Origin of the sequence: Paenibacillus periandrae (assembly GCF_022458865.1) — a bacterium.
GTDB lineage: Bacteria > Bacillota > Bacilli > Paenibacillales > NBRC-103111 > Paenibacillus_S > Paenibacillus_S periandrae.
The window spans coordinates 16,711-43,687 of the sequence record NZ_JAJNMU010000046.1 but is presented as its reverse complement, the minus strand read 5'-3'; the positions used below and the strand labels follow the sequence as shown (position 1 = coordinate 43,687).

The 26,977-nt window shown below is 37.6% G+C and carries 26 protein-coding genes and 4 pseudogenes; 4 read left to right on the top strand and 26 right to left on the bottom strand.

The genetic code is table 11. The features are described from left to right. Positions 1-229: 229 nt before the first annotated feature. From LRL21_RS42620 to LRL21_RS42580, 10 genes and pseudogenes are all read right to left on the bottom strand, one after another. Entirely contained in the window at positions 230-520 is a 291-nt protein-coding gene (locus LRL21_RS42620) for a hypothetical protein (RefSeq protein ID WP_240421823.1), read from the bottom strand. Between the two features lie 400 nt (positions 521-920). Then, entirely contained in the window at positions 921-1,103 is a 183-nt protein-coding gene (locus LRL21_RS42615) for a DUF4083 family protein (RefSeq protein WP_240421822.1), read from the bottom strand. 50 nt (positions 1,104-1,153) lie between these two features. Then, positions 1,154-2,026 carry a DUF5677 domain-containing protein gene (locus LRL21_RS42610; RefSeq protein ID WP_240421821.1) on the bottom strand — a complete coding sequence of 291 codons (873 nt, stop codon included), beginning with the start codon at positions 2,024-2,026 and terminating at the stop codon, positions 1,154-1,156. A 42-nt stretch (positions 2,027-2,068) separates the two neighbouring features. Next, the gene (locus LRL21_RS42605) at positions 2,069-2,560 is read right to left on the bottom strand and encodes an SMI1/KNR4 family protein (protein WP_240421820.1); all 492 of its coding nucleotides are present in this window, start codon (positions 2,558-2,560) and stop codon (positions 2,069-2,071) included. Positions 2,561-2,597: 37 nt separating this feature from the next. Then, the gene (locus tag LRL21_RS42600) at positions 2,598-2,816 is read right to left on the bottom strand and encodes a hypothetical protein (protein ID WP_240421819.1); all 219 of its coding nucleotides are present in this window, start codon (positions 2,814-2,816) and stop codon (positions 2,598-2,600) included. A 146-nt stretch (positions 2,817-2,962) separates the two neighbouring features. Beyond that, positions 2,963-3,154 (bottom strand): Rha family transcriptional regulator, encoded by a 192-nt coding sequence (locus tag LRL21_RS46565; RefSeq protein WP_240421826.1) that lies wholly within the window; start codon positions 3,152-3,154, stop codon positions 2,963-2,965. Between the two features lie 8 nt (positions 3,155-3,162). Continuing rightward, positions 3,163-3,279, bottom strand: a pseudogene (locus LRL21_RS45980) (Rha family transcriptional regulator); the annotation flags it as partial. Between the two features lie 12 nt (positions 3,280-3,291). After that, the gene (locus LRL21_RS47120; protein ID WP_420832565.1) at positions 3,292-3,429 is read right to left on the bottom strand and encodes a Rha family transcriptional regulator; all 138 of its coding nucleotides are present in this window, start codon (positions 3,427-3,429) and stop codon (positions 3,292-3,294) included. 338 nt (positions 3,430-3,767) lie between these two features. Then, a pseudogene (locus LRL21_RS42585) lies at positions 3,768-3,998 on the bottom strand (BRO-N domain-containing protein); the annotation flags it as partial. Positions 3,999-4,038: 40 nt separating this feature from the next. Further along, positions 4,039-4,652, bottom strand: a pseudogene (locus LRL21_RS42580) (recombinase family protein). 149 nt (positions 4,653-4,801) lie between these two features. On the opposite strand from LRL21_RS42580, the pseudogene LRL21_RS42575 reads away from it, so the two are divergent. Continuing rightward, positions 4,802-6,147 (top strand): annotated as a pseudogene (locus LRL21_RS42575) (ISNCY family transposase). Positions 6,148-6,530: 383 nt separating this feature from the next. On the opposite strand, the gene LRL21_RS42570 reads toward LRL21_RS42575, so the two are convergent. After that, a complete protein-coding gene (locus LRL21_RS42570) occupies positions 6,531-7,226 on the bottom strand; it encodes a GIY-YIG nuclease family protein (protein ID WP_240421816.1) in 696 nt (231 codons plus the stop codon). A gap of 568 nt (positions 7,227-7,794) precedes the next feature. On the opposite strand from LRL21_RS42570, the gene LRL21_RS42565 reads away from it, so the two are divergent. Further along, positions 7,795-8,118, top strand: coding sequence for an immunity protein TriTu family protein (locus tag LRL21_RS42565; RefSeq protein WP_240421815.1), 324 nt, complete (start codon positions 7,795-7,797; stop codon positions 8,116-8,118). 259 nt (positions 8,119-8,377) lie between these two features. On the opposite strand, the gene LRL21_RS42560 is transcribed toward LRL21_RS42565, so the two are convergent. Continuing rightward, positions 8,378-9,106: a hypothetical protein gene (locus LRL21_RS42560; RefSeq protein ID WP_240421814.1), complete on the bottom strand. Its 729-nt coding sequence runs from the start codon at positions 9,104-9,106 to the stop codon at positions 8,378-8,380. Positions 9,107-9,465: 359 nt separating this feature from the next. Here LRL21_RS42560 and LRL21_RS42555 point away from each other — a divergent pair, with 359 nt between their 5' ends. Both LRL21_RS42555 and LRL21_RS42550 read left to right on the top strand, forming a co-directional pair. Continuing rightward, positions 9,466-9,864 (top strand): hypothetical protein, encoded by a 399-nt coding sequence (locus tag LRL21_RS42555; RefSeq protein WP_240421813.1) that lies wholly within the window; start codon positions 9,466-9,468, stop codon positions 9,862-9,864. Between the two features lie 22 nt (positions 9,865-9,886). After that, positions 9,887-10,594 carry an IS4 family transposase gene (locus LRL21_RS42550; RefSeq protein ID WP_240421825.1) on the top strand — a complete coding sequence of 236 codons (708 nt, stop codon included), beginning with the start codon at positions 9,887-9,889 and terminating at the stop codon, positions 10,592-10,594. On the opposite strand, the gene LRL21_RS45975 is transcribed toward LRL21_RS42550, so the two are convergent. The 14 genes from LRL21_RS45975 to LRL21_RS42485 form a co-directional block, all read right to left on the bottom strand. Next, a complete protein-coding gene (locus tag LRL21_RS45975) occupies positions 10,578-10,700 on the bottom strand; it encodes a hypothetical protein (RefSeq protein ID WP_275901177.1) in 123 nt (40 codons plus the stop codon). The genes LRL21_RS42550 and LRL21_RS45975 overlap by 17 nt on opposite strands. Before the next feature lie 113 nt (positions 10,701-10,813). Further along, the gene (locus tag LRL21_RS42545) at positions 10,814-11,221 is read right to left on the bottom strand and encodes a hypothetical protein (RefSeq protein WP_240421812.1); all 408 of its coding nucleotides are present in this window, start codon (positions 11,219-11,221) and stop codon (positions 10,814-10,816) included. A 545-nt stretch (positions 11,222-11,766) separates the two neighbouring features. Beyond that, positions 11,767-12,666 (bottom strand): hypothetical protein, encoded by a 900-nt coding sequence (locus LRL21_RS42540; RefSeq protein WP_240421811.1) that lies wholly within the window; start codon positions 12,664-12,666, stop codon positions 11,767-11,769. A gap of 212 nt (positions 12,667-12,878) precedes the next feature. Further along, positions 12,879-13,307, bottom strand: a complete 429-nt coding sequence (locus LRL21_RS42535) for a hypothetical protein (protein ID WP_240421810.1) — start codon at positions 13,305-13,307, stop codon at positions 12,879-12,881. 89 nt (positions 13,308-13,396) lie between these two features. After that, positions 13,397-13,723 (bottom strand): hypothetical protein, encoded by a 327-nt coding sequence (locus LRL21_RS42530; protein ID WP_240421809.1) that lies wholly within the window; start codon positions 13,721-13,723, stop codon positions 13,397-13,399. A 43-nt stretch (positions 13,724-13,766) separates the two neighbouring features. Beyond that, positions 13,767-14,216 (bottom strand): hypothetical protein, encoded by a 450-nt coding sequence (locus tag LRL21_RS42525; protein ID WP_240421808.1) that lies wholly within the window; start codon positions 14,214-14,216, stop codon positions 13,767-13,769. Between the two features lie 47 nt (positions 14,217-14,263). Continuing rightward, entirely contained in the window at positions 14,264-14,521 is a 258-nt protein-coding gene (locus LRL21_RS42520; RefSeq protein ID WP_240421807.1) for a hypothetical protein, read from the bottom strand. Positions 14,522-14,883: 362 nt separating this feature from the next. After that, positions 14,884-15,756, bottom strand: a complete 873-nt coding sequence (locus LRL21_RS42515; protein ID WP_240421806.1) for a DUF5677 domain-containing protein — start codon at positions 15,754-15,756, stop codon at positions 14,884-14,886. A gap of 38 nt (positions 15,757-15,794) precedes the next feature. After that, positions 15,795-16,289 carry an SMI1/KNR4 family protein gene (locus LRL21_RS42510; protein ID WP_240421805.1) on the bottom strand — a complete coding sequence of 165 codons (495 nt, stop codon included), beginning with the start codon at positions 16,287-16,289 and terminating at the stop codon, positions 15,795-15,797. A gap of 4 nt (positions 16,290-16,293) precedes the next feature. Next, positions 16,294-16,626, bottom strand: a complete 333-nt coding sequence (locus tag LRL21_RS42505; RefSeq protein ID WP_240421804.1) for a hypothetical protein — start codon at positions 16,624-16,626, stop codon at positions 16,294-16,296. A 29-nt stretch (positions 16,627-16,655) separates the two neighbouring features. Further along, the gene (locus LRL21_RS42500; protein WP_240421803.1) at positions 16,656-16,985 is read right to left on the bottom strand and encodes a hypothetical protein; all 330 of its coding nucleotides are present in this window, start codon (positions 16,983-16,985) and stop codon (positions 16,656-16,658) included. A 1,149-nt stretch (positions 16,986-18,134) separates the two neighbouring features. Then, positions 18,135-19,142: a hypothetical protein gene (locus LRL21_RS42495; protein ID WP_240421802.1), complete on the bottom strand. Its 1,008-nt coding sequence runs from the start codon at positions 19,140-19,142 to the stop codon at positions 18,135-18,137. 944 nt (positions 19,143-20,086) lie between these two features. Further along, positions 20,087-20,713 (bottom strand): hypothetical protein, encoded by a 627-nt coding sequence (locus LRL21_RS42490; RefSeq protein ID WP_240421801.1) that lies wholly within the window; start codon positions 20,711-20,713, stop codon positions 20,087-20,089. Between the two features lie 21 nt (positions 20,714-20,734). After that, positions 20,735-26,947, bottom strand: coding sequence for a S8 family serine peptidase (locus LRL21_RS42485; protein WP_240421800.1), 6,213 nt, complete (start codon positions 26,945-26,947; stop codon positions 20,735-20,737). Between the last annotated feature and the right edge of the window lie 30 nt (positions 26,948-26,977).

The window sequence follows — 26,977 nt, the reverse complement described above, 5'->3', positions numbered from 1 at the left end:
AGCTTATTCTCCTTTATGAACTGACGAAGCTGTTGTTTGGTCCATAATCCCATGTGTGCTCCCCTACCTTTCCTATTCTTTCATTTTAATAGGTTTTGGAGTTTACACAATCTATTTTACAGACTCATACAACTTGAGGCACTTCGAATACGAACAAGTTTCTTGCAGCAAAAGGAGCATCCTTTGAGAAGCTCCTTTTTCTAAATTATATTGAAGGAGCGATAAAACGTTAATCCTTGTCACGTTCAGAATGTATACCGAAAGAAATTTTAGAGGGTAATACGTTATCCTTTGTTGTATATTCCATTAGAATATCTGGTAAACACTCTCTGGTAAGAATCAAACCACCTATTGTTGATTTAATTATTTCTAAGTCTTTTAGGTCCATTTTCGTTAATTCGTCCAATGAAAATCTTATTTGTCCGAAATGATGTATAAATGCTTTGACTACGGAGTCTTTGTCTTCTTCGGATAAACGTTCAAATTGAGTCAAGACTTCTTTAGCCTTGTCATTTCCCATCAACGTCACCTCCTGAATCCAAATCTTTTTTTATGTTCCCAGATTTATCTTTGCTTTGCAACCAAGATGCAGTGTTTCCAGTAAACTCCCGTTAGCACAACACGGCTGACGATCTATGCCAGCAGTTGCATCTTAGTTGTTTATTGAGCCTATAGTTATCCGTTAGATTCCTGTAGATGGATAAATTTCAGCTTTGTAAAAAAACGAGCGCCTCAGTACGATGGAAGTACGTTACGAATTGAGTTTGTGGGCGGTTCTATTGAGATGATTCTAGTACTCCCGTACCCATTTTTCACCAAATAAACTGTAACTATCAACTTGTGTTATCATCATCTTTACTTCAATTACATATTCGTCATCTAACAAAGAATGAATACAGGCTATTTCATCTATTTTATTTTTATGACCTATCCTTACCAAGCATTTCAATTACTTTATCAAGCTTCTTGCCTATTTCAACATCATTTTTCTTCTTCCAATTAAAGTACCTTATTCCGCTGATCAACGCAAAAACTAGTAATACTACCATTAGCAATGAAATGACTTGCATTAAAACAGTTATGATTGAAAACGAATAACTCATATCATATTTCTCCTTCTCAGGTACGATTGGTCTTACATAGAACTTCTCTTTTATTTGTTGTTTTTTTGCGTAATTTCTAAACTCGCATAGAGAAGCCACCTTGAATAGTCAATCAACTGCAGAGCTTTATCATTATCTATCCGCTCTAAAATTAAACAAAATATTTTATGAGCATAGTTCATAGCCAAACTCGATTGAGTGAAAACAAGACTATTGAAAACTGGAGCTGCAGTAAAATTTCCATTTTCCACAAATAGATGATCTAGCACTGGGGAACCATGTACTGTTAATGATAACGAACTATAAATCCTATCGTAGTCCTCATTCATGTCAACAGCATCACATAAAGCTCTTAAAGTAGCTTTCCTGTGCTTTCCTCTTAATCTAGGATCACTATGTATAATTTTTAATAATAACTTACTATACCAACTTGATTTAGGGTCGTAGTTAGACTTAATTTCTTGATATTTACGCTCAATTTCTTCATACATATATGCTTCTATCGCCGTTTGATCCTTCTGAAGTCTTTGATATTGCTCAATGTATTTGAAATCATAAAACAAATCAATGCGTTGTTCATAATCGAGATAAATGAACTTTGTTGCTACTACTGTCTCAAAGAGTGATCTAATAATAGTCGATGCTTGATGTATACAACCACTTTTCGAACAACTGTATACCCCTAACAAATCAGTTATTGTTTTTGAAGCGAGTAACAATGTACCACGATGGTTTCCAAACAAGACACCTTCATCTGCAATATAATTCAGGAAATAGTAATAAGTTAATAGAAGATGGAGCGGTTCTTCATATTCTAAATATCGAGCATCTAGCCAAACTGGAAAATCAATCTGCATTTTATCCAAGTATGTTATAAAACCTTCATCAACATAGTCTAGAGAAGTGAATAATGATTTTTTCATTAGTGTTCTCCCTTATTTAAAATCGTGCTTTCATGTAAGTCCTTAAACAACATCATCATAAGCATCGCCTAATGAAACAAAATCATTTTCTAGCCAATACCACCTATTTCCACCATTCTCTATAAGCTGCTTAAGTAAATCAGTAAACGAATTTGCTATAACTGGGCAATCGCCTATCACGCCATGTCTATCCCAAAAACTATCATAGCACTTTCCTAATCTTTCTATTTGAAGGTCTATGGTCAGATAATCTCCATTATCATCTTTTGCAATGGTGTACCACATAGATGAAATATCATCTTCGCATTTTTCACCAACAATAACTGGATTAGCTAATACAAAATCACTAGGAGAAACAATGGAAATCGAATAATCACCTTTTGTAAAAAGGGTTACTCCTCCACAAAACTTATAAAAATCAGTCAGATCAGAAGGCAATAGAAGCCCTTCTTCTAAAATAGGAAATCCACTTGGTGAATGAACAACACAATCAGGAATGGTTTTTAGTTGAGTTAATAAGCTTTCGATGTTCATCTATTCCATGTACCTCACAATTGTTTTATATAAATTATTATTTTGTTAGTTTTTCTGCTTTTTTCCATACAATCATATTGCGGATCATCGCTAAATAACTTTGAAGACAGACCTGTTCATGATCTTCAACGCTCCAAGGTTTCATTTGAGTCCATATTTCATCTCTGAAGTATTCCAAAAGGATACGTCTTTTTTCCCTATTTATACCTATTATACCATTTGGCATGTAGCTGTAGTTGATAATTATCGTTCTCATTCAAAATACAGCGCGGCGATTTGCAGTGCCTATACCCTGCTACAAAATACACTTTTGCTACATAGTAATATCCCATCCCCCCTTCCCCTATAAGAAAAAAAGCATCCACTATTATTAGATGCTCTCTCATTTGAAGGTTCCGTTGATTAATTTGTATTAGCATATATCAGTATGTCACAACAAACCAGGTTACCAGTAAATCCCATATCCAACATCATAAACCCATCACGTGTCATTTCATACATTGGATATTTCCTGCCTATGTTATCGAAATATTCGATCGGCTCAAAATTGAGCCGATTAAAATCCTCAACGTTTTCAATGCTACTACTTACCATGACCAGATTCATTTAGGCTGACCAGTAAATCCCATAGCCAACATCATGAAGCCATCACGCGTTATTTCATACATGGGTCTTTTTTCGCCTTTTGTATCGGAATATTCAACGCGCTCAAAATTGAGCGCGTTAAAATCTCAACGTTTTCTTGTGACTACCCCTTGCATAAAATCATCACGAGTCATTTCATACATTGGCAGTTTCCTGCCTTTTTTATCGAAATATTCAACCGCCTTAAAATTAAGGTCGTTGAAATTCTCAATGTTTTCTTGCAACTACACCTTGCATGAAACCATCACGCATCATTTCATACATTGGCAGTTTTCTGCCTGTGTATCGAAATATTCACTCACAACAAAATTGCGTTCAGTGAAATTTTTAATGTTTTCGTGTGTCTATTAGTAATGACCAGATTCATTTAGGCTGACCGTTTATCTCATACCCAACATCATAAACCCATCGCGTGCTATTTCATACATTGGCAGTTTCCTGCCTTTTTATCGAAATATTCAACCGCCTTAAAATTAAGGTCGTTGAAATTTTCAATGTTTTCTTGCTACTACCCCTTGCATAAAATCATCACGCGTCATTTCATACATTGGTAGTTTCCTACCTATTGTATCGGTATATTCGATCTCCTTAAAATTAAGGAGATTAAAATTCTCAATGTTTCTTTCTCCCGACTTCCAAGAAGAAGCGTATAAAGACCAGATTCATTTACTATGTTTATTTCTCCCTGTTGACCCCCTAAGTTATACTTAGTCAGTTCATCTTCGTCTAGCTTCTTTAATGACATTGTTGGATTCTTATTATCTAATACATCACATACATTTTTTGCAATCCACCAAGACTGACCGCTTTTCTATGCAAAATAACATCCATTATTAAATGGATGCCTTCTCCTGTTCATATTCATTTGTTCTTCTATAAAACGTATTAGGTTTCATATCAACCCTACGCATTCTACCGCGGTAATGCTTCCAGTTTTCCATTCCTCATAAACAACAATAAACTCATTGCTAATTTCACGTTTTGGTCTACCAAACTTAACACCGCTATTTTTAGCCGCTGCAATTCCTTCCATTTGCCTACTATTGATTTTTTCCTTTTCTCTTTCAGCCATATACGACAATAATTCTAATACTATTGCGGTTATGACTTTTTCTAAACCATTCTTGTATTGCCTGGTATCTAAAATTGGCATATCCAAAATAACAATATTCGCGCCAATTTCCTGAGTGGTTTCCTTCCATTCCTTTTTTATCTCTTCTGCGTTTCTGCCTAACCGATCCAGCTCTTTAATAAAAAGTATATCGCCTTTTCTCAATACCAACTTTAATGCTTGGTATTTTGGTCGGTCAAAATCCTTACCGCTTTGCTTGTCTATGTAAAGATCGCGTTCTTGAATGTCCAAACCTTTCAATGCTTCAATTTGTCTTGCTTCATTTTGCTCTTTCGTTGAAACACGTATATAGCCAAAGCTCCGTATCTCTCCCATATTGGCTCTCACCCTTCGATTGGTTTCCAGTATATTAGCATGTTATTTCAAAACATACCAGTTTTATTTGAAATGTGTTGTTGTGCTGTGATATTGTCACCATGTAACTCTTCTGTGAAAATGTCACTATGAGACAGGAGACCTTTACATTGACCGATGCCGAGATGAAAAAAGTTTTAGTCATCGAAAAAGTGATTGCTAGCCAGTTTACCATACGGGAAGCAGCCGAACGTTTGGGCTTATCTAACCGACAGGTAATTCGATTAAAAAAAACCTATCAACAGGAGGGAGCAAAGGGTTTCATCCACAAGAACCGGGGGCGTAAGCCGGTTCACACAACGCAGGATCACGTTAAAGAACAAGTCATTCAGCTATACCGCGGTAGATACCGCGGTAGATATCGTGACAGCAACAACTGCCACTTTGCCGAACTATTGGAAGAGAAGGAGGCGTTAGTATTGAGTCCATCTTCGGTGCGAAGAATTTTGTTATCCGCTGGACTTAAGCAAAATAAAGCACGGCGACGCCAACGGATTCATCAGCCTCGTGAGCGCCGATCTCAAGCGGGTGCACTTTGGCAGACCGATGCCAGTTCTCACGCCTGGTTAGAAGATAGAGGGCCAAGACTCACACTTCACGCAGCTATTGATGATGCGACCGGACAGGTCGTGGGCGCTGTTTTCCGACCGACCGAGACCCGGGAGGGCTACTTTACCGTCATGCGGCAAGCTATTGAGACCTATGGAGTTCCGCTGGGACTTTACAGCGATCGCCACAACATCTTTCGTTCACCCAACGAAAAGCTCACGTTGGAACAGGAGTTAGCTGGTGAGCATCAACCCCTGTCCCAATTTGGAAAAGCCATGTCTGAGCTTCACATCTCTCACATCAAGGCGATGACTCCTCAGGCAAAAGGACGCATTGAACGGCTTTGGGGTACGCTGCAAGATCGCTTAGTCATCCAGCTTCGTTTACGGAATGTGTGTACACTCGAACAAGCCAATGCTCTGCTTCCCGAGCTCATGGCCAAACATAACCACCAGTTTGCCGTCCTCCCCAAAGAGGAGGATTCTGCGTATCGACAGCTCAAAAACGGCACGGATCTAACCTATGTCTTTACGCTCAGAGAGCATCGTCAGATCGGCCACGGACAGACGCTATCTTATAACGGCAAGCTCTATACCCTAGACGCTAAACAGACCGTAAGCTTTAAGAATAAGTCGCTGGTGGAAGTCCGGGAAACCCTTCAGGGGGAAGTCGTACTTTTTCATCAAGGCCACCCGATCCCGCTTCGCATCACCCAAAAGCCTGATCGTCCAACCACCGTAGAAACCAAAAAAGCGGGCTCTGCGTCGCCACGCAAACCCGCTGCAGGCCACCTTGGAAAACAAAGGAGAGCCTCACGAATAACCAAGTTCATTCTAACAGAAAACAAGTTCAGTTCCAAGATGCCATGAACTCCCAACATAATAGCTATGCAGAAGGGTCATGGTAAAAACCACCCCAATTAGATGGGTTTACAGCGAGAGGCGGCTGAGTAGGCTTGTGCCAAGGCGGCTCCTTTTGGAGTCGCCACAGCGCCTTATGCTCGGCCGCCAGAGGCTCGCTGTAAACCCATCGCCTCAACCCATTAAAAGTGACATTTTCACTGAATAATTAAGTACGCTTCATGGTGACATTTTCACTGACGATTGACAGTTTTATTTGAAATGTTTCAAATATGGAAACCCCACATTTTGAAAGGCAAAATACTATAAAGAATGGAAGTTGAATCGGCATGGCATAAAGTATACTTTTTGACAATGCCTTATAATAAAGTAGATACAAGAATCTTTTAAAAAATAACCACTTAGGTCATTTAAAGATTTCCCCTCTACTCTAAACTTCATAATCTATTTTACCGTTTTGTTCATTATCAATTTGTTTCAGTGATTTATTACCATATTTCCAAATTTTCCTTCCGTTAGCTGCTGCCCCTATTATAGCTGCCGCAGCGTAACTTGGACTATTAAATGAGGTATCCTGCTTAAACGTATAGACTCCGTTACCTTCATTCAACATAATTCCCGAATCAATCAAATCTTTACGTAGTTTTTGAATTGAACCTGGAATCGATGTACGATTCTCTAAAACTGCTGTTGAGCCTGACAAAACAACATAACTATTATCTATAATCAACATCCTAGCTATTACATCTTTTGTTTTAAGCTCAAATACTTGAGAAGATTTTTTTGCTTCAACTAAATCATTATTAAGAGTCCTCGGTACTAAAAAATCATATCCCAGTGAGGACAAAATTAGTTCAATCCCTTCAATAAATTGTTCAACTTCTGATTTATCTACTTCTGAGATATTGGGCTTAGCAGGACTATTCGTATTATCTATTTTTGCTTTAAATGCATCTTTAGCTTGTTCAATCAAAACCGATTCAAGGTATTGTATTTGTGTCTTTGTTAAATAGTCATCCTTCGAAGTAAATACAATAGATTCAGTCCAAAAATCCTTATTAACGGAGTGTCGCTTTAATCTTGGTAGAACAGGATCACCTTCACCAATATATAACTGGTTGGTCAAGGTTATCTACATCTGTTCCAAGCAATATGTAAACGCCTGGCTTAGTAGCGGACTCTCTATTTTCAAATAGGTTGATTTTTGTTCTAGGAAAAATCGTACCATAAATCGTCATGTTTGATATCTCTACAGTTCTCAACCCATTCGGTTTACCTTCAACCAGAAAATATCTTAGAAGCATTCCTTGCACAATTAATAATTCCTCCTTCGAATCTGAGCCTCAACAATCTATTGCATTGGTGTAGCAGTTTCTTCCTCATCTAACAATCTAAGAGCCATCTTTTTTACGCATTCTTGCCCTGTTATCCATTCAACTTGAACTTCACTAGAGAACAACCTTTTTATCCTAATCCATGTATCTTCTTCTATTTTCAAGTTCACTAATACAACACGTTTTATGTTGCTACAAGATTGACCAAGAAAAGTTCCATAATTCCTCTCTTATTTACGTATATGTTACGAAGAGATTCTAACTTATTATTACAAAATTCAACAAATTACTGGTAAATCCTGCATCATGCATTTATGATATAATTTAAATTCCTTTTAAAAGAAAGGAAGTATATAAGAGATGATTAGACAGAAATTCAAGAATTGGATAGAAGGCAATAATGATAAACTTTTGGAATTATTTATTTCAATAGAATATGTAAACCATGCAAATACAGATGAAAGTCTTATTCCTAATCCCTCAACAGGAATTATACATGAATCATATAATTGTCTGGGACAAGTAACTGTGTGGAAATCGCGACAAATGGAGTATGAGGTATTAAATAAGCATACTGAAGAATTAATTTTTTGGAGATATATTGAGGAATTATCTGATGAACCCAATTTTGATGAGATTTTGAGAGATTATTTTCACATATTACAAACAGGTCTTAAATCCTGAATAGGACATCTGGTATTTCTTCAATATATGAAAAGGATAGTCAAACTTTTCTTAAATATGCTCCTTAATTAAAAGTTGCTCCCTTCTTGAATCGATATGCTGCTATTGATCTTGTTCTTGCCGCTACATCAGTTGTTACTATTTTTCGTGTTTTCATAGATTTCCAATATCATATACGATTGGAAAATGTAGACTATCAGCGGTCATGGCAATAGAAACCACAAGCGAGGGTTAGTCGTATTGTGGCGAACCTCTACTTTTAAGTTAATTGCTTCATATCTAATATCCACTTCTCATCATGTTGTTTGCTGATTAGTGCAACAGTTTCTTCTGTGAGCCATATGATATCTCCAAGTTGTCTAGCATAAGCAAATTCATGTGGTTGCTCTGTAACTACAAGCTTTCTCCCCAAACTTATGCCTTTAATATTTTTCACTTCTATAAAGATACTTATTGCCCTCACTTCATGTTCACAAATAACTTCAGCAACATATTGTTTATTAGCATTTTTTACAGGCTTATTCCAAACCCACACATTATTGTAGTTTTCTTCTACAATCTTTGAGAATACCAAATCAAACGGAGCAAATATCCATTTATTTAATGAAGCTATTTTTTCTACACCTTCTCTAAGCAATTGCAATGAAACTTTCTTTTTATCAGAATCCGAAAGTGTTATAAAATCTAAAAAATTAAATTTTACTTGGACAACGTATACTCCTGAAAAGTTTAGCACAGTTTCGCTTTTTATTAGATCTACACACTCAACAAGAACTTTTCGACCTCCTCTTACTTTGTAATTACTAAATAACCTTTCAAACATAGCTGTAATACATCTGGTTTCGAGCACAAACTCACGCCTGATCCACTTCCACTCAATTGGACAATCTTTATCCTTACCCCGTAAAGGTAATTCATTTTGTTTAAAATATTCAATAAATTTATCTTTATCCGAAGCATAAGGCAGGTCTAATTCAAATTCCTTCAAATACATACTAACCTCCATGATTAATTGGATTCCTCACATCTATTAAATATATTTTCAAAATCACCCTCTTTTATTAGATCCCTAATTACTTCTTCAATACGGTTACGACTACATTCATCTACAAGGAACATGTCACTTCCCCAAAAATACTTACCATATAAGCACTCACCAGTCTTTCTGTTCTTTTCAGTCAGTGTTTGTATGTTCTTGTATGTGAAAAATGATGCTACCCATCTTGATCCATCATCAAATGTAACTATCACATCAGACCTGTTGAATAACCACAAAATGGTAGAAAAAGAGCCGCCAAATCGGTAAAATGTTTGTACCCCTACAAACTCCCGAAAGGTGGCGACTCCATGAAAAAGTCTACCACGATCCTGTCTATTCTTCAATCCATTTTGAGCCAAGAAGAGGTCGAATCCGTCGTCAAAGAGGTGGGGTACGAGGATAAAGCCCGTAAATTTACGGTACACCCGTTGTTACAGTATTGGTGCACGGCGGCTTACGAAGAATGGCCGAGTTATCGCGCTGGTGCCGATCGTGCATCCCTCAGTGGCTTACCAGAAGTTCATTATTCCCGGTTTTCAAGTAAAGCGTCCGAAGTACCGTTTGCCGTATTTAAGGAACTCCTTCATTTACTTATCCGTAAGTGCAACCGGGAAATTCGGCGAAAACTGGCTTTCCCGAAGGAACTGCTGCTCATCGACTCCACCACGGTGACGGTAGGTAAAACCCGTTTACCCTGGGCTCCTTAAACGAGCAGGTATCAAATTGCATGTGGCCCTTCAGGCCGAAACGCAGCAACCACTGCAAGTCGTGGAAACCGTCGGCTCCCGACACGACGGACCCGTAAGCGAAAGCCTGACTCCGTCCTCTTTTATCCTGGTGATGGACCGGGCATATGGCAAGCTGGAGCGTCTGGATCGCTATAAAATAGAAGGACAATCCTTCGTCATTCGCCTACGCGACAATATCCATCTGGAAAAACCAAAAGCATTGCGTCGCCAAAGCCCCACGGATTCTCCGGTCATTCGCGACATCACCTGCCAGCTCGGAACCCCTCAATGTCGTTCGGAAAAGCGCCATCGCGTCGTGATCTTTCGAGATTTCGAGGGCCGTGAAATCCGGGTAGTGACCGATTTGATGCAAGTGACTGCGGAGCAGATCGCGCAGATGTACAAAGCTCGCTGGCAGATCGAAGTCTTTTTCCGCTGGATCAAGCAGCATTTAAACCTGGCTACACTATTCGGCACCACCGAAAACGCCGTATATGGCCAGTTATTTTCTGCTTTAATGGTCTATGTTTTGCTTACCTGGTTATTTGACGCCGTTTCCACGGGAATGCCTCGGCATGCAAGGCTCTCGTTTGTTCAGTTTTCACGCTTTTTCGTTCTTGGTAAGTTACCCGTTGAATGGATCGTTTGTATTCAGCGCTTCATTCAAACGTATGTCTCTGTTGAGGTTAGAGTTACAAAATCTGGTTAATCAACAGGTCTGCTATCACATCTGTGTTATCATCATATATATCCCATTCACCATCTACCCAGTTTTCCGCTTCAATCCACATGGAATAAGGTTTTTCTTTCATCATGAGCCTCCATATCTCATTTGGACTTTTATCACTCAGCTACCTTCGTTACAATTGAAATTAGCTACCTTTCAACTGTATTTCCACCGTCTTTTATTTCCCTCTCTTATGATGTTTTATCCAATCCATAGTTCGATTTCCTCAATAGATATGACTTCAATCTCATTGCAATAAAATTTAAAATCATCTTCATTTTCAATATCACTTACAAGATACTTTTTTGATTCCCAGCCACTATCCATAATATCCAAAATCTCAAATCCAGTTAATTGAATAGCAGTTCCACCTGCATTGAGTTGTAGACTACCTAAATTATGAAATCGAAATTCAACCTTATAATTTTTAACATTCTGTTTTGGGATTAAAATGAAGCTAATGTCTAATATTGATTTATTATAAACATCGAACAAGGAAACCGTATCTATTTTAATGGAATACTTTAAGTCCCAGATAAATTGTAAGTCACTTAATGTGAAATCAGTAACTTTCTCTGTTACTAAACCGAAATTCTTAATATTTAACACAGTCTTTCACCATCCTGTTCATACAATTGTACTCTAAACATGTTCTTCATATGAAAAATGCTCTACCTGCATACCCTTTTCATTAAATACATTGAGTAACCTGGTCAAATACCAATTAATATCTGTTATTTCTACATTTGAATTTGAACTTATTCGCTTTCGCAATAATGTTACATTAACGGAGATTATTCCATTACACCTAAATAAAAATTGTCCTCCAATTCCTGTATCTTGCCATGTTAGAATAACGCCAATAATTTCCTCAATTCGTTCCTTTTTTTTCTATGGTTTGTATAAGTGACTCAAAACTAATTTTTTCACTTTTCCAGTCAAACTTATCATCATCACCTATTGGCAAATATGATATTAAACCATTGTCATTTAAAGTCCAGCCGAAATCTAGTAAACTTCTTAATATTTTAGTTGCAGAATAACATTGAGAAAAACTAAAATCGAAAGATGATGAAACTGAGATAACTGTTCACCTCCTCGTACCATAGAGTACTCCTTTCAGAACTTTGATAAAATCATTCTCATTGTTTTATTTAAGAACAGTTATCATTCCCATTCACTTTCGTTCTAATTTCTTCAATCAATTCTTGTACAAATGACAGATGCTCACCTTCAGGTTGATCTCCTCTATGCGTACACCCTCTTTGAATCAAAAACAAGCTAGTTCGCAGTTCTGTTATACTACATAATGAAAAATCGCCTGTCTCCTTGTACTTATCATTGACTATATCATCAATCTTAACAACAGCATCAAACGAACCAAACTCTTGATAACCATTGAATGATAAGGCAAAGCGGTTTATTCTTTCCCAAGATGCATTTGGTTTTGGAATATCAGCTAATGTTATATTGTCATTGCTAATCTGAATTATTGGTTGTATGTACTCTAACTTGATGGAATTATGATAATGCTTTTCCATATAGCAGCTCATGAGTCTTTTACGAACAACTTCAAATACTTTTTCACTGTCGGAAACATAGATTGTTGAAAGTATTGTGACAATTCCATTTAATTTAGATAATAGCACTTCTCCGAATGGAATTATTGAATTAGAGTATAAATATTCCATTTTACTTTTATGACTAGAATCCATCAACATATACAAATTGTCTGAAACAATCTCTTCTGGCATTGTAATAAAAACGCTTGAAGGATAAAACTTCGTTAAAAGGTGCTGATTCAGTCTTTCTTTGGACTTCTCAATGAAGTCCTCTTTTTGATTCAAGTTGTTATTTACATCAACAGGTGAAATAGATAATGATACTTTATTAATTAGAAAGCGGCAAACTAACTCCTGATTGTAATTAAAACATATATATTTAGCCAGACTTTCTTCATTAGCTTCTAGGAATAGCATAATCGTTGGTTGATAGTGCCTATCTAAATTTGTTCTTAACTCATTGAAAAGTGACTTATCTGATTCGCTATTCATTTGCGCTATTGATGTGTACTATCCTTTTTCAAAATCAATCTCAACTATACCAAGTGGGACATTTTCGAAGTTAGTATATTTATAAATTACTTCTTCGGACGATTCACTTACTTTCACAAGAAAAACTGGATATTGCATAACTTACCTCCTATTCAAAAACAACTGCTTGCTCTTGAAATGAACCAAAATCGTAAGTCGTATTGTGGCTTTAATTAATTTGCTTTAACAGTCTGAAATAACGTTATCAGTTCCGAAATCTGTTTCTTCCTTATCATTAGATATGGGTCACCCCCATTAGTCAGTGAAACAACAATAATAATAGAGTCTTCAAAAATACTAACAAGCACAAAACCTTTTCTTTTTTCTGTAGATCCTTTGGTGTAAATAATATCAACAGTCTCTCTCTCATGATGGAAAGCACCATTTAAAATTAGATCATATGCTTTTTCAAGTGCCTTCACCACTCTTTGAAACTTAGTAATATTTAATTGGATCTCCGCAGTCATTCCATCTTCATCATTTTGCGAGATTTGTATTCCTATAAATTTATTGTCATATATTAGTCTAACATTTCCTAATATTTTATCATTATCAGATTCAATATTTAAGTATTTTGTATGTTCTTGAAATTTATCATCCACTGTGATCTTCTCCTAAATTATTTTTAAAAAAGCGTCTTGGTATATCTGGCATATCATCTCTACCTAATACCAAATAATCAAGTCTCATTTCACCTTTTCACCAACTTATTTTCAAACCAATCAAATGCAATCGGAGCACCCTTTTCCTTTGATCTCCAGCCTTGTTCAATTGCTTTTGTTATAATCACTGCTACTTCTTTTGGCTTTACTATCTTCAAATTCAAATCATCAACATAAGGAAACTCGACCCAAAACTCATTAATGTCTGATTCAATATACACTTCAATTCTTTGTCCTTTTTCTTGACCATGTTCCGTAATTAATACGATACGTCCTTTTGAAGTTGCAGAGATAATCCACCTATATTCTTCTTCGTCTACAACTATTTTTCTGGAACCCTTTTTACTTATTGTCACAAGTTCACCTCTCGATACTTTTTAAATAAATCCGTAGATCTATTCAGTAATATGCAAGAATTTTTCTTATTGAGCATTTCAGTATTTGTTCTAGCTTGGATATATCCTTGTCTATTAGATCGTTTTCTGGGTTCATGATTTCAATTGAGAAACGTGCGAATCCAGCAGCCCACTTATATTCTAGATCATTCAAGGAAATTGCCTCTCCGCAACAATCAAGCACAATTTGGAGACTATGAAATAGACTTTTATATGCCTCATCCATTTTTTGTTGCCACCAAGAGATATCAATCTGTCTGGAGCAGCAAGGACAATGTATGTTTTCAAAATTCTCACCTTGATCAATAAAGCGTACTTCATCCGTTAAAACATATCTCGTTTCATCGTTGTCATGGTAATCTACTTTCATCCAGTCTCTAACAGCAATTAAGTCTGCTTGATTTGGTGTGAACTCTGGATGAACTGGTATTAACTTTAAAAATGTGATGGACATAACGTCTACTCCTTAAAGTTTGAAATACAATTTTCCAAGAATCAGCTTCAATCAACTATGTTATCCATGTAATCCAACGCTTCATAAAGACTATTAAATGCTTCATCATGACCACTAAAATCTAAACCATTTATTTCTCTTCTAGTCGATATCCCTACTCCATCTTTCGGAGTGACTTGTATCTCAAAGTAATTTGATTTGCCATCATTCATACTTATCCAGACAGCCACACCATACTTATCAAAAAACAAATTCCAGTGTGGATATCTTTTAGTTAAAAGCTCCTTAATTTCACCAATTTCCAATTTCCACTTAACCTCCTTTTGTTTGGCGCATTGCTCCCTGCTCATAAAATAATTCACTTTTTATTATGTTGATTTGTTTGTGCTCTTTTTATGATCTTGCCTATAAATGATTAAACTTATCTATTCGTTTTTATGACCTATCCTTACCAAGCATTTCAATTACTTTATCAAGCTTCTTGCTATTTCAACATCATTTTTCTTCTTCCAATTAAAGTACCTTATTCCGCTGATCAACGCAAAAACTAGTAATACTACCATTAGCAATGAAATGACTTGCATTAAAACAGTTATGATTGAAAACGAATAACTCATATCATATTTCTCCTTCTCAGATACGATTGGTCTTACATAAAACTTCTCTTTTATTTGTTGTTTTTTTGCGTAATTTCTAAACTCGCATAGAGAAGCCACCTTGAATAGTCAATCAACTGCAGAGCTTTATCATTATCTATCCGCTCTAAAATTAAACAAAATATTTTATGAGCATAGTTCATAGCCAAACTCGATTGAGTGAAAACAAGACTATTGAAAACTGGAGCTGCAGTAAAATTTCCATTTTCCACAAATAGATGATCTAGCACTGGGGAACCATGTACTGTTAATGATAACGAACTATAAATCCTATCGTAGTCCTCATTCATATCAACAGCATCACATAAAGCTCTTAAAGTAGCTTTCCTGTGCTTTCCTCTTAATCTAGGATCACTTTGTATAATTTTTAATAACAACTTACTATACCAACTTGATTTAGGGTTGTAGTTAAACTTAATTTCTTGATATTTACGCTCAATTTCTTCATACATATATGCTTCTATCGCCGTTTGATCCTTCTGAAGTCTTTGATGTTGCTCAATGTATTTGAAATCATAAAACAAATCAATACGTTGCTCATAATCGAGATAAATGAACTTTGTTGCTACTACTGTCTCAAAGAGTGATCTAGTAATAGTCGATGCTTGATGTATACAACCACTTTTCGAACAACTGTATACCCCTAACAAATCAGTTATTGTTTTCGAAGCGAGTAACAATGTACCACGATGGTTTCCAAACAAGACTCCTTCATCTGCAATATAATTCAGGAAATAGTAATAAGTTAATAGAAGATGGAGCGGTTCTTCATATTCTAAATATCGAGCATCTAGCCAAACTGGAAAATCAATCTGCATTTTATCCAAGTATGTTATAAAACCTTCATCAACATAGTCTAGAGAAGTGAATAATGATTTTTTCATTAGTGTTCTCCCTTATTTAAGTGCTTTCATGTAAGTCCTTAAACAACATCATCATAAGCATCGCCTAATGAAACAAAATCATTTTCTAGCCAATACCACCTATTTCCACCATTCTCTATAAGCTGCTTAAGTAAATCAGTAAACGAATTTGCTATAACTGGGCAATCGCCTATCACGCCATGTCTATCCCAAAAACTGTCATAGCATTTCCCTAATCTTTCGATTTGAAGATCTATGGTCAGATAATCTCCATTATCATCTTTTGCAATGGTATACCACGTAGATGAAATATCATCTTCGCATTTTTCACCAACAATAACTGGATTAGCTAAAATTAATTCTTTCGGTGGAACAACAGAAATAGCAAAATCACTATTTGAATATAGGCTTAAACCACCACATCGATGATAAAATTCATGTACATCTTGAGGCAAAATATGTCCTCCATTAATACTTGGTATAGTAGTAGCAGGGTATATGATACAATAAGGGAGATTTTCGATTTTGGCTAGTAACTTCCTGATCGTATCCATTAGCTCACCCCTCATCAATTATCCATGCATATTCTTTTGTTATTGCTTTAGCAATGTCGGATATTACTTTTTCTGAATCATCATTTATTTTCCAAGGGACAGCTATTTCAATCAAATTCACTTCTTCGACCCCCTCAAGCGAATTAAACGCATAGTTTCCTTGCGAATTAGCGGGAATACCCGTAATTCTCACAATTTCTCCACCACTCTCCATAGAAAAAATCAAGTTGCTTTCCTTTGTAAATTTTAGCATGGAAACTAAGTATTCTTCCAGTACCTCTGTTCTAATCTTCTTGGAGTACATCGCATCAGAACAAATGCTTATAAAATCGTACATAAATTGCCTCCGCTAACAAAATTGTTCTCTCATTCTAAAGCAGTGGAACTCAATACATCATCATAACCCAAGCCATCAAGTGTAAATAATGAGTGATATACCGTGATTTCTTCACCATCATTCAGAATACAGGCATATGCTTGAACGTATTCAATAGGAGTATCTAAAGTGTAATTAATCGTTAAAGATATTTTTTTAACCCTGACTTCTATGGAGTTTGGGTCTATATTTTCCCACGTAGTTTCAAAATCACTTTGATCATCAACCTTCCATTTATCCATGTAGTATTGAAATCCATCTAAAGTGCGTTGAAGAACATTATATGTTGTGATGAAATGTTTTAGCGCTTCGGTATCCATTAATTTTCACCTTCCATTCAAATCTTCTTGCCCATACATTACTTCCCAAATTCGTTCCGCTTGTGTAAAAACCTTCATATGCAAACGACTGAACAAAACTTGATGAGAAAGATGTCGCTAATCCAATTTCCTCACCCTACACGATCTGTCTTTGATCAGAAGCCCCGACCCACCTCAACATACCATAATGATTCCAATTCATCCAAGTGGCTCTGAACACGAAATCTGTGCGTCTGGTTATGTGTGGAGCTTAGATAAAACTCCGATTTTATGTATGCAGCTGCTCATCAATCTGGAATCGATGAAAATGAAAATTTTTTAATGATAAGCACAGTTTTTCCACAGAACCCATCAGCAATTTTCACAAGATAATTAGTCAAATACTTTATAGAAAAAGTGAGATTATCTAATAGTTATCGTAAGCTTTAACATGTGTAGCACCGTAGAACACTTTTATAGACTTATATGAGTATTTTAAACTGGTTACAGTATTTAATCGGTAGCTCCTACTTCTTCATATTCGATATATGTTTTTATTATCATTTACCTCTTCAAACTCTTCAGATTTATATTCAAACCTGCCTGAACGTAAACTGCAGAACAGGAAGAAAACCATGCCTACTCGTTAGCTTAATTAGGACATCAACATAAACAACACATGATAGCATAGCCTTGATTGTAATCAGAAGGCTACTTTCACCCTCAACATTACATAGCCTCTCCCACTTATCCAAGTAACTCTGAACACGAAATCTGAGCGTCTGGTGGCGTGCTGAGCTTAGATGATATCCACATTTTTGTAAGCGAATGATCGTGAAAATCACAAAAAAAGGACTTATCCTATGTAAGAATAAGCCCTATAGCTATAATCATTTTTAGTTAATGTGATCCTTAAGAACTAAGAATTTTTCGTTGAAACTTTATTTGTATAAGTAGCCTTCTATTTAGAGTAGTCCCAAATAATCATCATAAAAGGTTTTACTATTTCTTATGAATTTCTATTATTGAAATATTTTTCTTTCCGATTTTCAATAACGTGTTTATACGGCTTATATTAAATATATATTATACCCCTGTAATATACTAGAGTTAGAGGTGGGTGGTAGTATATTTAATATAAGCCGTATAACGACGTTTTTAAATTTCATATTAAGGTAGTTGTAGTTCTATCCCATCTAATTCATCTGGACTTAACTGACTAAGTATTGCATCGGGGTAGTCCCTCATACAACGCTCCCAACTAGTTTTTATGGGTTTTGCAACTGGTTGTTTAAAGCTTTTAAACTGACTGTAATCGTTTGCTTTATATCCATTACTTTTAGTGCTAATATGTGATGGTCTGTCAATAACCCATGGCATATTTTCAACATCAATCATTCGATATTCCCTTAATGTTAACAATACTTCTTTGAATTTAGTAGGCTTTAGCCCAGACATTTTTATTAAATCATCGAATTTTACATTCCAATACTCTTGAAAATAATCACTTTTACTCTTAATCAGAGCATACAAGTAAAATCCTTCAACTCCCAACTCAGGATCGCTCATACATTTCAAAAATGTTTCTAACTCGATACCATGCGTATGTGAAATACTATAAAATGTTCCAAGTTCACTTTTCTCTCCGTTGGTGTCTGTATGTTGCCTAACAAAAGCTTTAATAGGATAATGAATTTTCACTCTGTTAGCCACCGCTTTCATAATCATGTCTGGCAGATAGTAACCGTGATCCTTACCATCTTCATCAATCCTTCTATCTTTCAACAATGCAAACTCAAGCTCGTAAATCGGATCATTCTCTTTTGTTAAAGACCAACCTATTGGATAATTTGATTCTGGTCGTGTGTAGCCCATTAAATTCAAAAGACCATCTTTTTTGATAATGGGATCAATTACCCTACTATTTCTTGGATAGCCAAGAATCTCTTTATACGTTGGTATTTTCAAAGTTTCATGATTATTACCATAGATAGCATACCTATAAAGCAACACATCTAAGTAATAGCAACAGTATATACTCGCTACAAACTGAGAAGTACCGTTAACGTTATCTCTAATATCGTTAAATATTTCATTAGGCATAAAAAGTATTGGGAGCTTTCCATCCTTAGTCAATTCACTTACACATAAAGTTTTTCTTAATTCAGTCATATTCATATTCAAAATCTCCTTTAATTTAACCTTCTTAGTATTAATCCTATTTGAACCAGCTTTATCTAACGCCCATATTCACGCCACGTTGTTTATATTCCACCAACGCTTGATTCAACTCTTCATCACGCTTGAATTGCCAGAACTTCCGTAATGTAACCTCATGTAGTCCTGAGCAATTGTAATTTATCTTCTTTTCCATCTTCAAGAACTTAAACAAGTTCGTAGAATAACAGTAATAAAATTCTCTTTCATTAAACATTTTGAATACCTCCATGATCTTTACGGAAACGACAAATAAACGTGATCTATAATTATCACGCATGATCGTTACATATATGCTTTAACCTCATTCTCTATCAACATACTCGATATAATTTCTTATTTTCTATTGTAACATGCTGCTGCGATTATTTTCCCAGTTGCTGACCAAGCTTATGGTACATTCAAGGAAATGTGCCAGCACCTTCAACCTTATATCCTCCTATCTACAGAAAATGAAACCACAAAAAGAAGATGGTCAATGACCATCCTCTTAGATATGCATATTCCCGATCCAATTCAAATAAATTATATTATATCATACGAGCATACATTTGTCCAGTTTTATTTCCATATCGATCCATTTTCCCGTTGGTATTTACTTTTTTATACTTTCTTATTTCAAATCCTTTTTGTGTACACCAGCCACTAGAACACTTTTCCCTTGTTTAATGTACAGTTCCTGTGCTTGTGTATCACTTCTCTTCGAGTGAATGGTATAGCTTAATGTGAAGCATTGACTCAAGAAGTGATGACGCCCGATTTTAGTATCATCCTGCTTGGGACAGCATTAAAGAAAAGAAGCTATTCCATATCTCACTTTAGCCGCCGCGGGCACATAAATGTCGATTTTTCTTGTTGTCCAAAAAACCACAAGCACAGTGGCATTGTGGTTTTAAAACAGCTTGCTAAATGAACTCTTTATCACTAAGGCTAAATTTTGGACACCAATGAAATGCACTTAGATTCGGTATTGCTTTCTTAAATTCATCTTCTCTTTCAAACCAAGGTAACAAACGTTCCCGAGGCATTACTTCTCTTAAACAATACCAACCGTGCCTTAAATCCTCCCCACCAGTGGACATAAAATCTCCATTCTCACAAAATGCACAGATATTGAAATTCACATTCATTTTATTCTTTAACTTCTGTAATGCTATTGAGAAATCTTCAGTAGCTTCAGCGGAATATTGAGTATCATTAAATAAGCACTGTATTTCAAATCTCAAAACGCTATCATCAGCCGAAGCAAGATACGTTAATGAAACTAACTCAGTAATATCAATAAAATGATTTCCCTTTCCCGAAGTTACAGCAACTCTGTTTTGTAACTTCACTTTGTAACCTTCTGGAAGTTGACGAAATATTGTTGCTAAAGCTTCTAAATAAGTATTCTCTTGACTCTCATAAAAAAGGGTATCTGCTGTTAATGATAAATAAACCGTGCTGTAGTTCCTAAAATTAACGAATAGCTTTGAATCAACTACAGTATTATTGTTATCCATCAATTCAATAAAAGAAAGGTGTTCGCTCATTCTCTCCTCCAATAGTTCTTGTTATGGTCCTTTAATAGAAATTGACCTCAAAATTGTTGTCAAGTAATAGGGATTAGCTTCAGCATTTGCTCTGGATGCAATCCAAGCAGTTTGATGGGCAGGATTTGTTGCAATTACACTCACATGACCTGTTGAAGCATTGTCAATAAATGCTTTCAATACTCCTGTCTCATTTACTGCTTCTAAGGTAGTGAAAGTATACTTACCTGTTTTTGGAGCAGTGAAATAAGACAATCCACCTGTATCTACTGGTCTTGGGGTTAGATTAGTATTTGTTCCTGAACCATCACGGAAAATAAATGATTGGGAATTATTATTGGAAACTTCATCCATACTAGCGGTAATCTTTTCAGCAATTACGAGACCGAGTCCTAATAAACCCAGACCTGCGCCCCTTGACATAGGTTCACTACCTGCTCTTGGAACAGTAATTGTTGTTCCTGCTACACCACCAACAAACATAGGAGCCTGATTTTGGTCAATGCCACTTGCAATATTCTCCCCAAATGAAGTCCAGTATCCATTTCTTGCTACACTAGCTTGCTCCGATGATAAATCTTTCATCCTTGAATTATTTTCATACCCACCATTGTTTGCCGTATCCCATACGGCTGACCAGAACTTGATGTTTGTATACGCACCAGAATCTTGAGGAATGTACTCATCCCCATCTTGCCAATGCCCTGTAGGGTCGGTATACCTCAATGGATTATTACTTACATACGTGTACAAATTCAAACTCAGCGGATTACTAATATCCCCTTCATACGTATCCTTATTAATAAACCGCCCCATACTCGGATCGTACCATCTGGCTCGTAAATATTGAAGCTGGCTGCTCGTATCCCAGTATTCGGAACTGTACCTAAACGGATTCGACATCGCTTCTTGAGCAGATAGCGTATTTCCCCAAATGTCATACGTGTAAGCGTTCAGTAAAGTACCTGCACTACTCCTGAGTTCGGTTACATCTCCATGTCCATTGCTCAGGTAGTAGCCCTTGGCCACATTGTCCTGTCGTGCCAGCAGTCCCAGTCCGCGAACTGTCCGCGCTTTAAAGGCTCCATTAGCTGAACCTTCCGCAATAATCTGGTTGCCGTCGTAGTAATACTTCGTCGTATCCCCATTTTCTGTTCGGCCCACCATCAACCCGTCCCCATTATACGAGTAAGAGATCGTCGAGCCCCCATCCTTGATCACCTGCTTCAATCGGTTCAAGCTATCATACACATACTGATCCCCCGAAATATTCACACCGCGGTTGGACTGCATCGTCTCCCGGTTGCCCCGGTTCGTATACGTATAGCTCTCTTTCAATGGATTCGGTGTTTGCCCCTGTATGCTTTGGCTGGCAGTAGCAATCCGGTTCACATCGTCATACGTAAACGATTCCTGAAACGGAGTCACTGGATTTCTCGCTCCCAGCGTTCCACTGATGCTACTCATGTTTTGATTGTCATCATAGCCATACGTGTACTGGTTGGTTCCACCGCCGCTATTTTGGTTCAACGTTTGCAGCTTGACTCCCTCATAGGTGTACGTTGTCAGGCTGCCCGGTTGTTGAATCGTCTTTAACAAATTGTTGTTAAAATAGTTGTAGCTGCCCTCGTATGCTCCGGTTGCATTGCGGTCCGATGAGGTCGATACAGCCTGCAGCCGGTTGCGTTGATCATAAAACGAATAGTACGTGTTCTGGAACGGATCGCGGATCGAGCTCCGGTTGCCGCGGCTGTCGTACGCATAGCCAATCGTTTTCCCATCTGGGTAGGTGACCGTTTCCAGTTCCTTTGTATTTGCCTTATAGTTGTAGCTCGTAATGCCGGTTGCGTCCTTCATGCTGGTCCGGCGGCCTGCTGCGTCGTACGTATAGTCCTGAGTTTCGTCAGGGGCTTCCACTTTCGTCAGGAATCCTCGATTGTTATACGTCTGTTTGAATACCTGTCCCTTTGGATCCTGGTGCCGGGTCATTTGCCCATTGCCATCATACTCATACACATGCTGCAGTTGCATAGGATCAATCGTACGGATTACCCGTCCGAGTTCATCATACTGCTTCTTAAGTTTATTACCATCTGGGTACTGCAACTCCGTTAATTGCCCAGCCATTGAATAGGTATACCGTGTTGTTTCCAGAAGTGGATTCGTTACGGATAGCAAATGCCCAAATGTGTCGTAATCATAGGTTGTAGACTTTCCTTTTCCATCCGTCTGCTTTATTGCTTGTCCCGCATAGTTATATTCCGTACTTCCAAGTGTTGTAATTACACTATTGCGAACCTCTTCACTTTTTATAGCTCGTCCCAGTTTATCAACCGTTGTTCGAATGCCATTCCCCTCGGGGTCTATCGACGTTTGCATGCGATTTGCATCATCATATCGCATTTCCGACTGACCACCACCAGGAAACATCACATAGTGCTGTCGGCTCAGATTATCATAGGCATACAAGGTTCGATTACCCTCTGCATCTTCCATCCATTGCAAACGTCCGTATTCATCATACCCGTATTTGATTTTAGCTTTATACGTTCCATCCAGAATGCCTTCCTGTATCTTTTCACCAATAGGATTCCATGTCACAATGGTTTGCTTACCGGTTTCATCCGTTTGTGTGATCTTGTTGTCGATATCGTTATATTCCAGCTTAACAACGGATTCATCTGGATGGGTTACAGATACCACTCGACCCAGCTTGTCATAGGAATAGGAGGTCTTGTATCCGTTTCCGTCCCTATAATTTTTCATTCGACCGGTTAGCATCTCATATTCGGATTGAACCACCTTATAGGAACCCACATTATTCGCATTGATAAAGTATGTGGATTGTTTGGTAGGAAAACCGGATTGGTAATCCGTACTATATTCGCGGGTCGTGACGATGTTTCGAGTATCATCCTTCACCACCGTCTTCAGTATGTTGCCATAACTATCCCGTTCCGGAATATCAATTTGTTGAACGAGTTTACCCTCCTGATTGTTTTCCCGGGCGACCAATTTTGTCAATTGACGTCTGTAATCAAACACATAGGATTGGTATAAATTTAATGTTGCACTGATCGGTATAAGTGAAGATGTCGGAATACCTTCAAAGTTATATTCATACTTCGCCGTACGGCCCAGGGCATCCGTTTCACTTGTTACTTGCCCCAGATAATTATACGTTCTTGTTGTCGTCGCTTTATCGTTACCATTGACTGACTGACTGATCGTTACTGGCAAAGGGTTCCGATTAGTTTCATCATATGTTTTATCGGTTCGCAACTCCGTCGTATTATTTAAAAATTGGCTGGTTTGTATGTTGTAATAATCACTCTGTGATTTAATTAAACTCGTTTCCGCTTTATATTTCCTTTTATACACGTAGGTAGTCCGGTTAACGCATGTACTCGAACTGGGTCCATCACATACTGATGAGGAAGAAGTATAGTCGCCGTACACATTTCTATCAGAAGGTCCTACAGGAATAGTGAACTCCCTATGATTTTTAATTTCACTATTTCCATTGTTAGTAAGCATTTGATCTTCTCTGGATGTGATCACATGAGAGTCAATATAGGAGAATCCTGCATAGTTGCCCCCTAAATATTTCCTATCACTTGCATAGGTATAGTTCGTTTTGCCGCCTGTTGGATGAATGATTTGTGTTAGTAAAGCGGAATCGACATTTGCGCCTCCGCCATAAGTAAGACTAAATCCCCCATTTTTTTTCATGTACGTATACTGCGTTTTTCTTCCGATCGGATCCACAACTTCGGTTAACAGTTCGTGGTCAATATTTTGCCAGGGGTAAGAAGCCGTCGTGTTCGATTTCGTTTTATTATACGTGACGAAACTGTCTCCCTGTTTTATGGTGACGGAAGTATTCGTGTAGGTGATTTCAATTGTATTCCCGATTGCATCTTCAATTTTGGAAAGCACCGTTCCATACTTCGTATGATTAGCATACGTAAATGAAATCGTGTTGCCATTCAAATCTCTTATTTTTGTGATATGTCCGGTCGTATAATCAAATTCTTCAGTCACTCCGGTTAAGGTATGTACGATACTGCCGTTATATCTCAAATCTGTATATTGAGCATCCCGCAGACTACCGTTTCCATTGATGTCAACCAGGATTTCGTAGGATGCGCCCTCAGCTGTATGGTAAACCTTCTTCCCTCTTTCCTTATCTATGGAAAGATAAGGGAGGTTCCATCTCCAGCCTTTTCCCAGATGAAATATTTTTTCGGCATCCGGTAGATTAAAGGTATCATTTTGCACGAAATTAGTATGGTCGTTTCCAAAATATCTAACATATACTTCCGGTTGTAGTTGATCCATTGTGTTTACGTAATTATAATATTTAGTTGATGTGCCACTTGAGTCCGGACTATCAGTGTGAACATCAAACAATTGCCCGGCGAGGCTCTTGATCCAATCCATTCGACGATCTGCATCCAGACGGTAGGTATCTTCATAACTAAATCGATAAGGGATCGGATTGGACTGTGAAATGACAACATTATTTTTGATTTTTTCTGTATAATAATAGCCATTAAAGCTCACCTTGCAATCACATTTGTATAGTTTAGGAGCTTCCAACTCGAAATAGAGTGAAGACGAGCTATCATACATACGTTGCAAGGTTAGAGATAACCCATTTCTTCCTGGTAAATGAAATTCAGCATTACTTAACGAGAGAGAACCACTCAAAGTAGAAATATTTTCATTCCCGTTTTTCACCGAGTACGGAGCCTGGTCCGCATTCACTTTAACTTGAGAAAAAGCGTCGGGATCAAAAAATGATTCGGGTTGAGCCGTTGCTTGGACGAAGTAGTCTTGCATCGCATCGGGCTCTGGCGAAGGTGAATTCTGCTGTGAGGAGTTACCTGGAGTCGTTGGTTTTGCGTAACCTGGCGCGACATGGTTCAGCGATTCTTCTATGGATTTACCCGAATCTTGTTTAAATTGCAAGGCTTGTCCAACTTGATCCAACGTATAGCCCTGATCTAACCATTGCTGAATCCAATCTTCAGCAGTATTGTACGTAGCGCTCAATTGTTGTTTATTTAGTTGTTGACTGCTACTCTGTGTTGAATGACTGATCAGATCCAAAGCTGCACTAGCATTAAGTAGACCGTAACCATATTGCTCATTTGCACCAAGCCGCTCTGCCGTTTTGGTCAGTACATTCCTGATCTCTTTATTGTTGATATGAGGTGATTGGGATTTAATCAATGCAGAAACCCCAACAACATGAGGTACCGCAGACGAGGTACCGCTCATGGAAACAATCCGCCCACTCAAATCCAAACTTTGTATATTAACCCCGGGAGCGACCAACTCGACTTCATTACCCGTGTTTGAAAAAGAAGCTAACTGATTAAAAGAGTCAACAGCTCCAACAGCAATTACGGATTGAAGTTTTGCTGGATAGGAAACCACATTCACTCCATCGTTTCCTGTAGCTGCTATGAGTAAAACTCCATTGTCATAAGCTAATTGAGAAGCTTCTTCCAGAGCTCTGGAATATTGATTACCCGCGAAACTCATGGACACCACATCCATATGGTTGTCAATCGCCCATTCTAATGCGCTAATGATCCAACTATATCTGCCACCTCCATTTTCATCCAAAACTTTAACTGAATAAATGTCTGCCTGGGGAGCAATCCCTACGATTCCTTTGTCATTTTTTAAGGCAGCGATGATTCCTGCCGCGTGCGTACCATGACCATTTATATCATTATACGTCGGGTCATTGGGAACAAAAGAAGCCCCTCCTGAAATACGCAATTCCTCTGTACTTGTTGATACTCCCGTATCAAATACAGCAATTTTCACACCTTTACCACCATAAACGCTGCCGTATACACTATCTGTGACATTCGGCAAGCGTATTTGTGTCAGATTGGGTGTCATCTGGTCCGTTGTTTTATGGACGTAACCATCCGGTTCGATATAAGCCACATTGGGATCTTGCTGTAGCTTCGCAAGGTCAGCTTTCTTTAAACGCACCGTTGCGTGGGCATTCAGACGATTGCTGAATGCCTTCTCCGTCTTTTTATTCATCGTACGTAATGCTGTGTTGCCTTTGGGGCCGTCTTTGAATTTGACAATATAGCCGATTTCTTCATCCTTTTCAAAGGATGGGTTTGGGGCGGCTAGCAAAGGTGTGGCCAGGCTGAATACAATAAGGAATACAAGCGATATGGCTGTGAGCTTCTTAAACATAATTACCTCCGGGATCATTATCGGTTCATA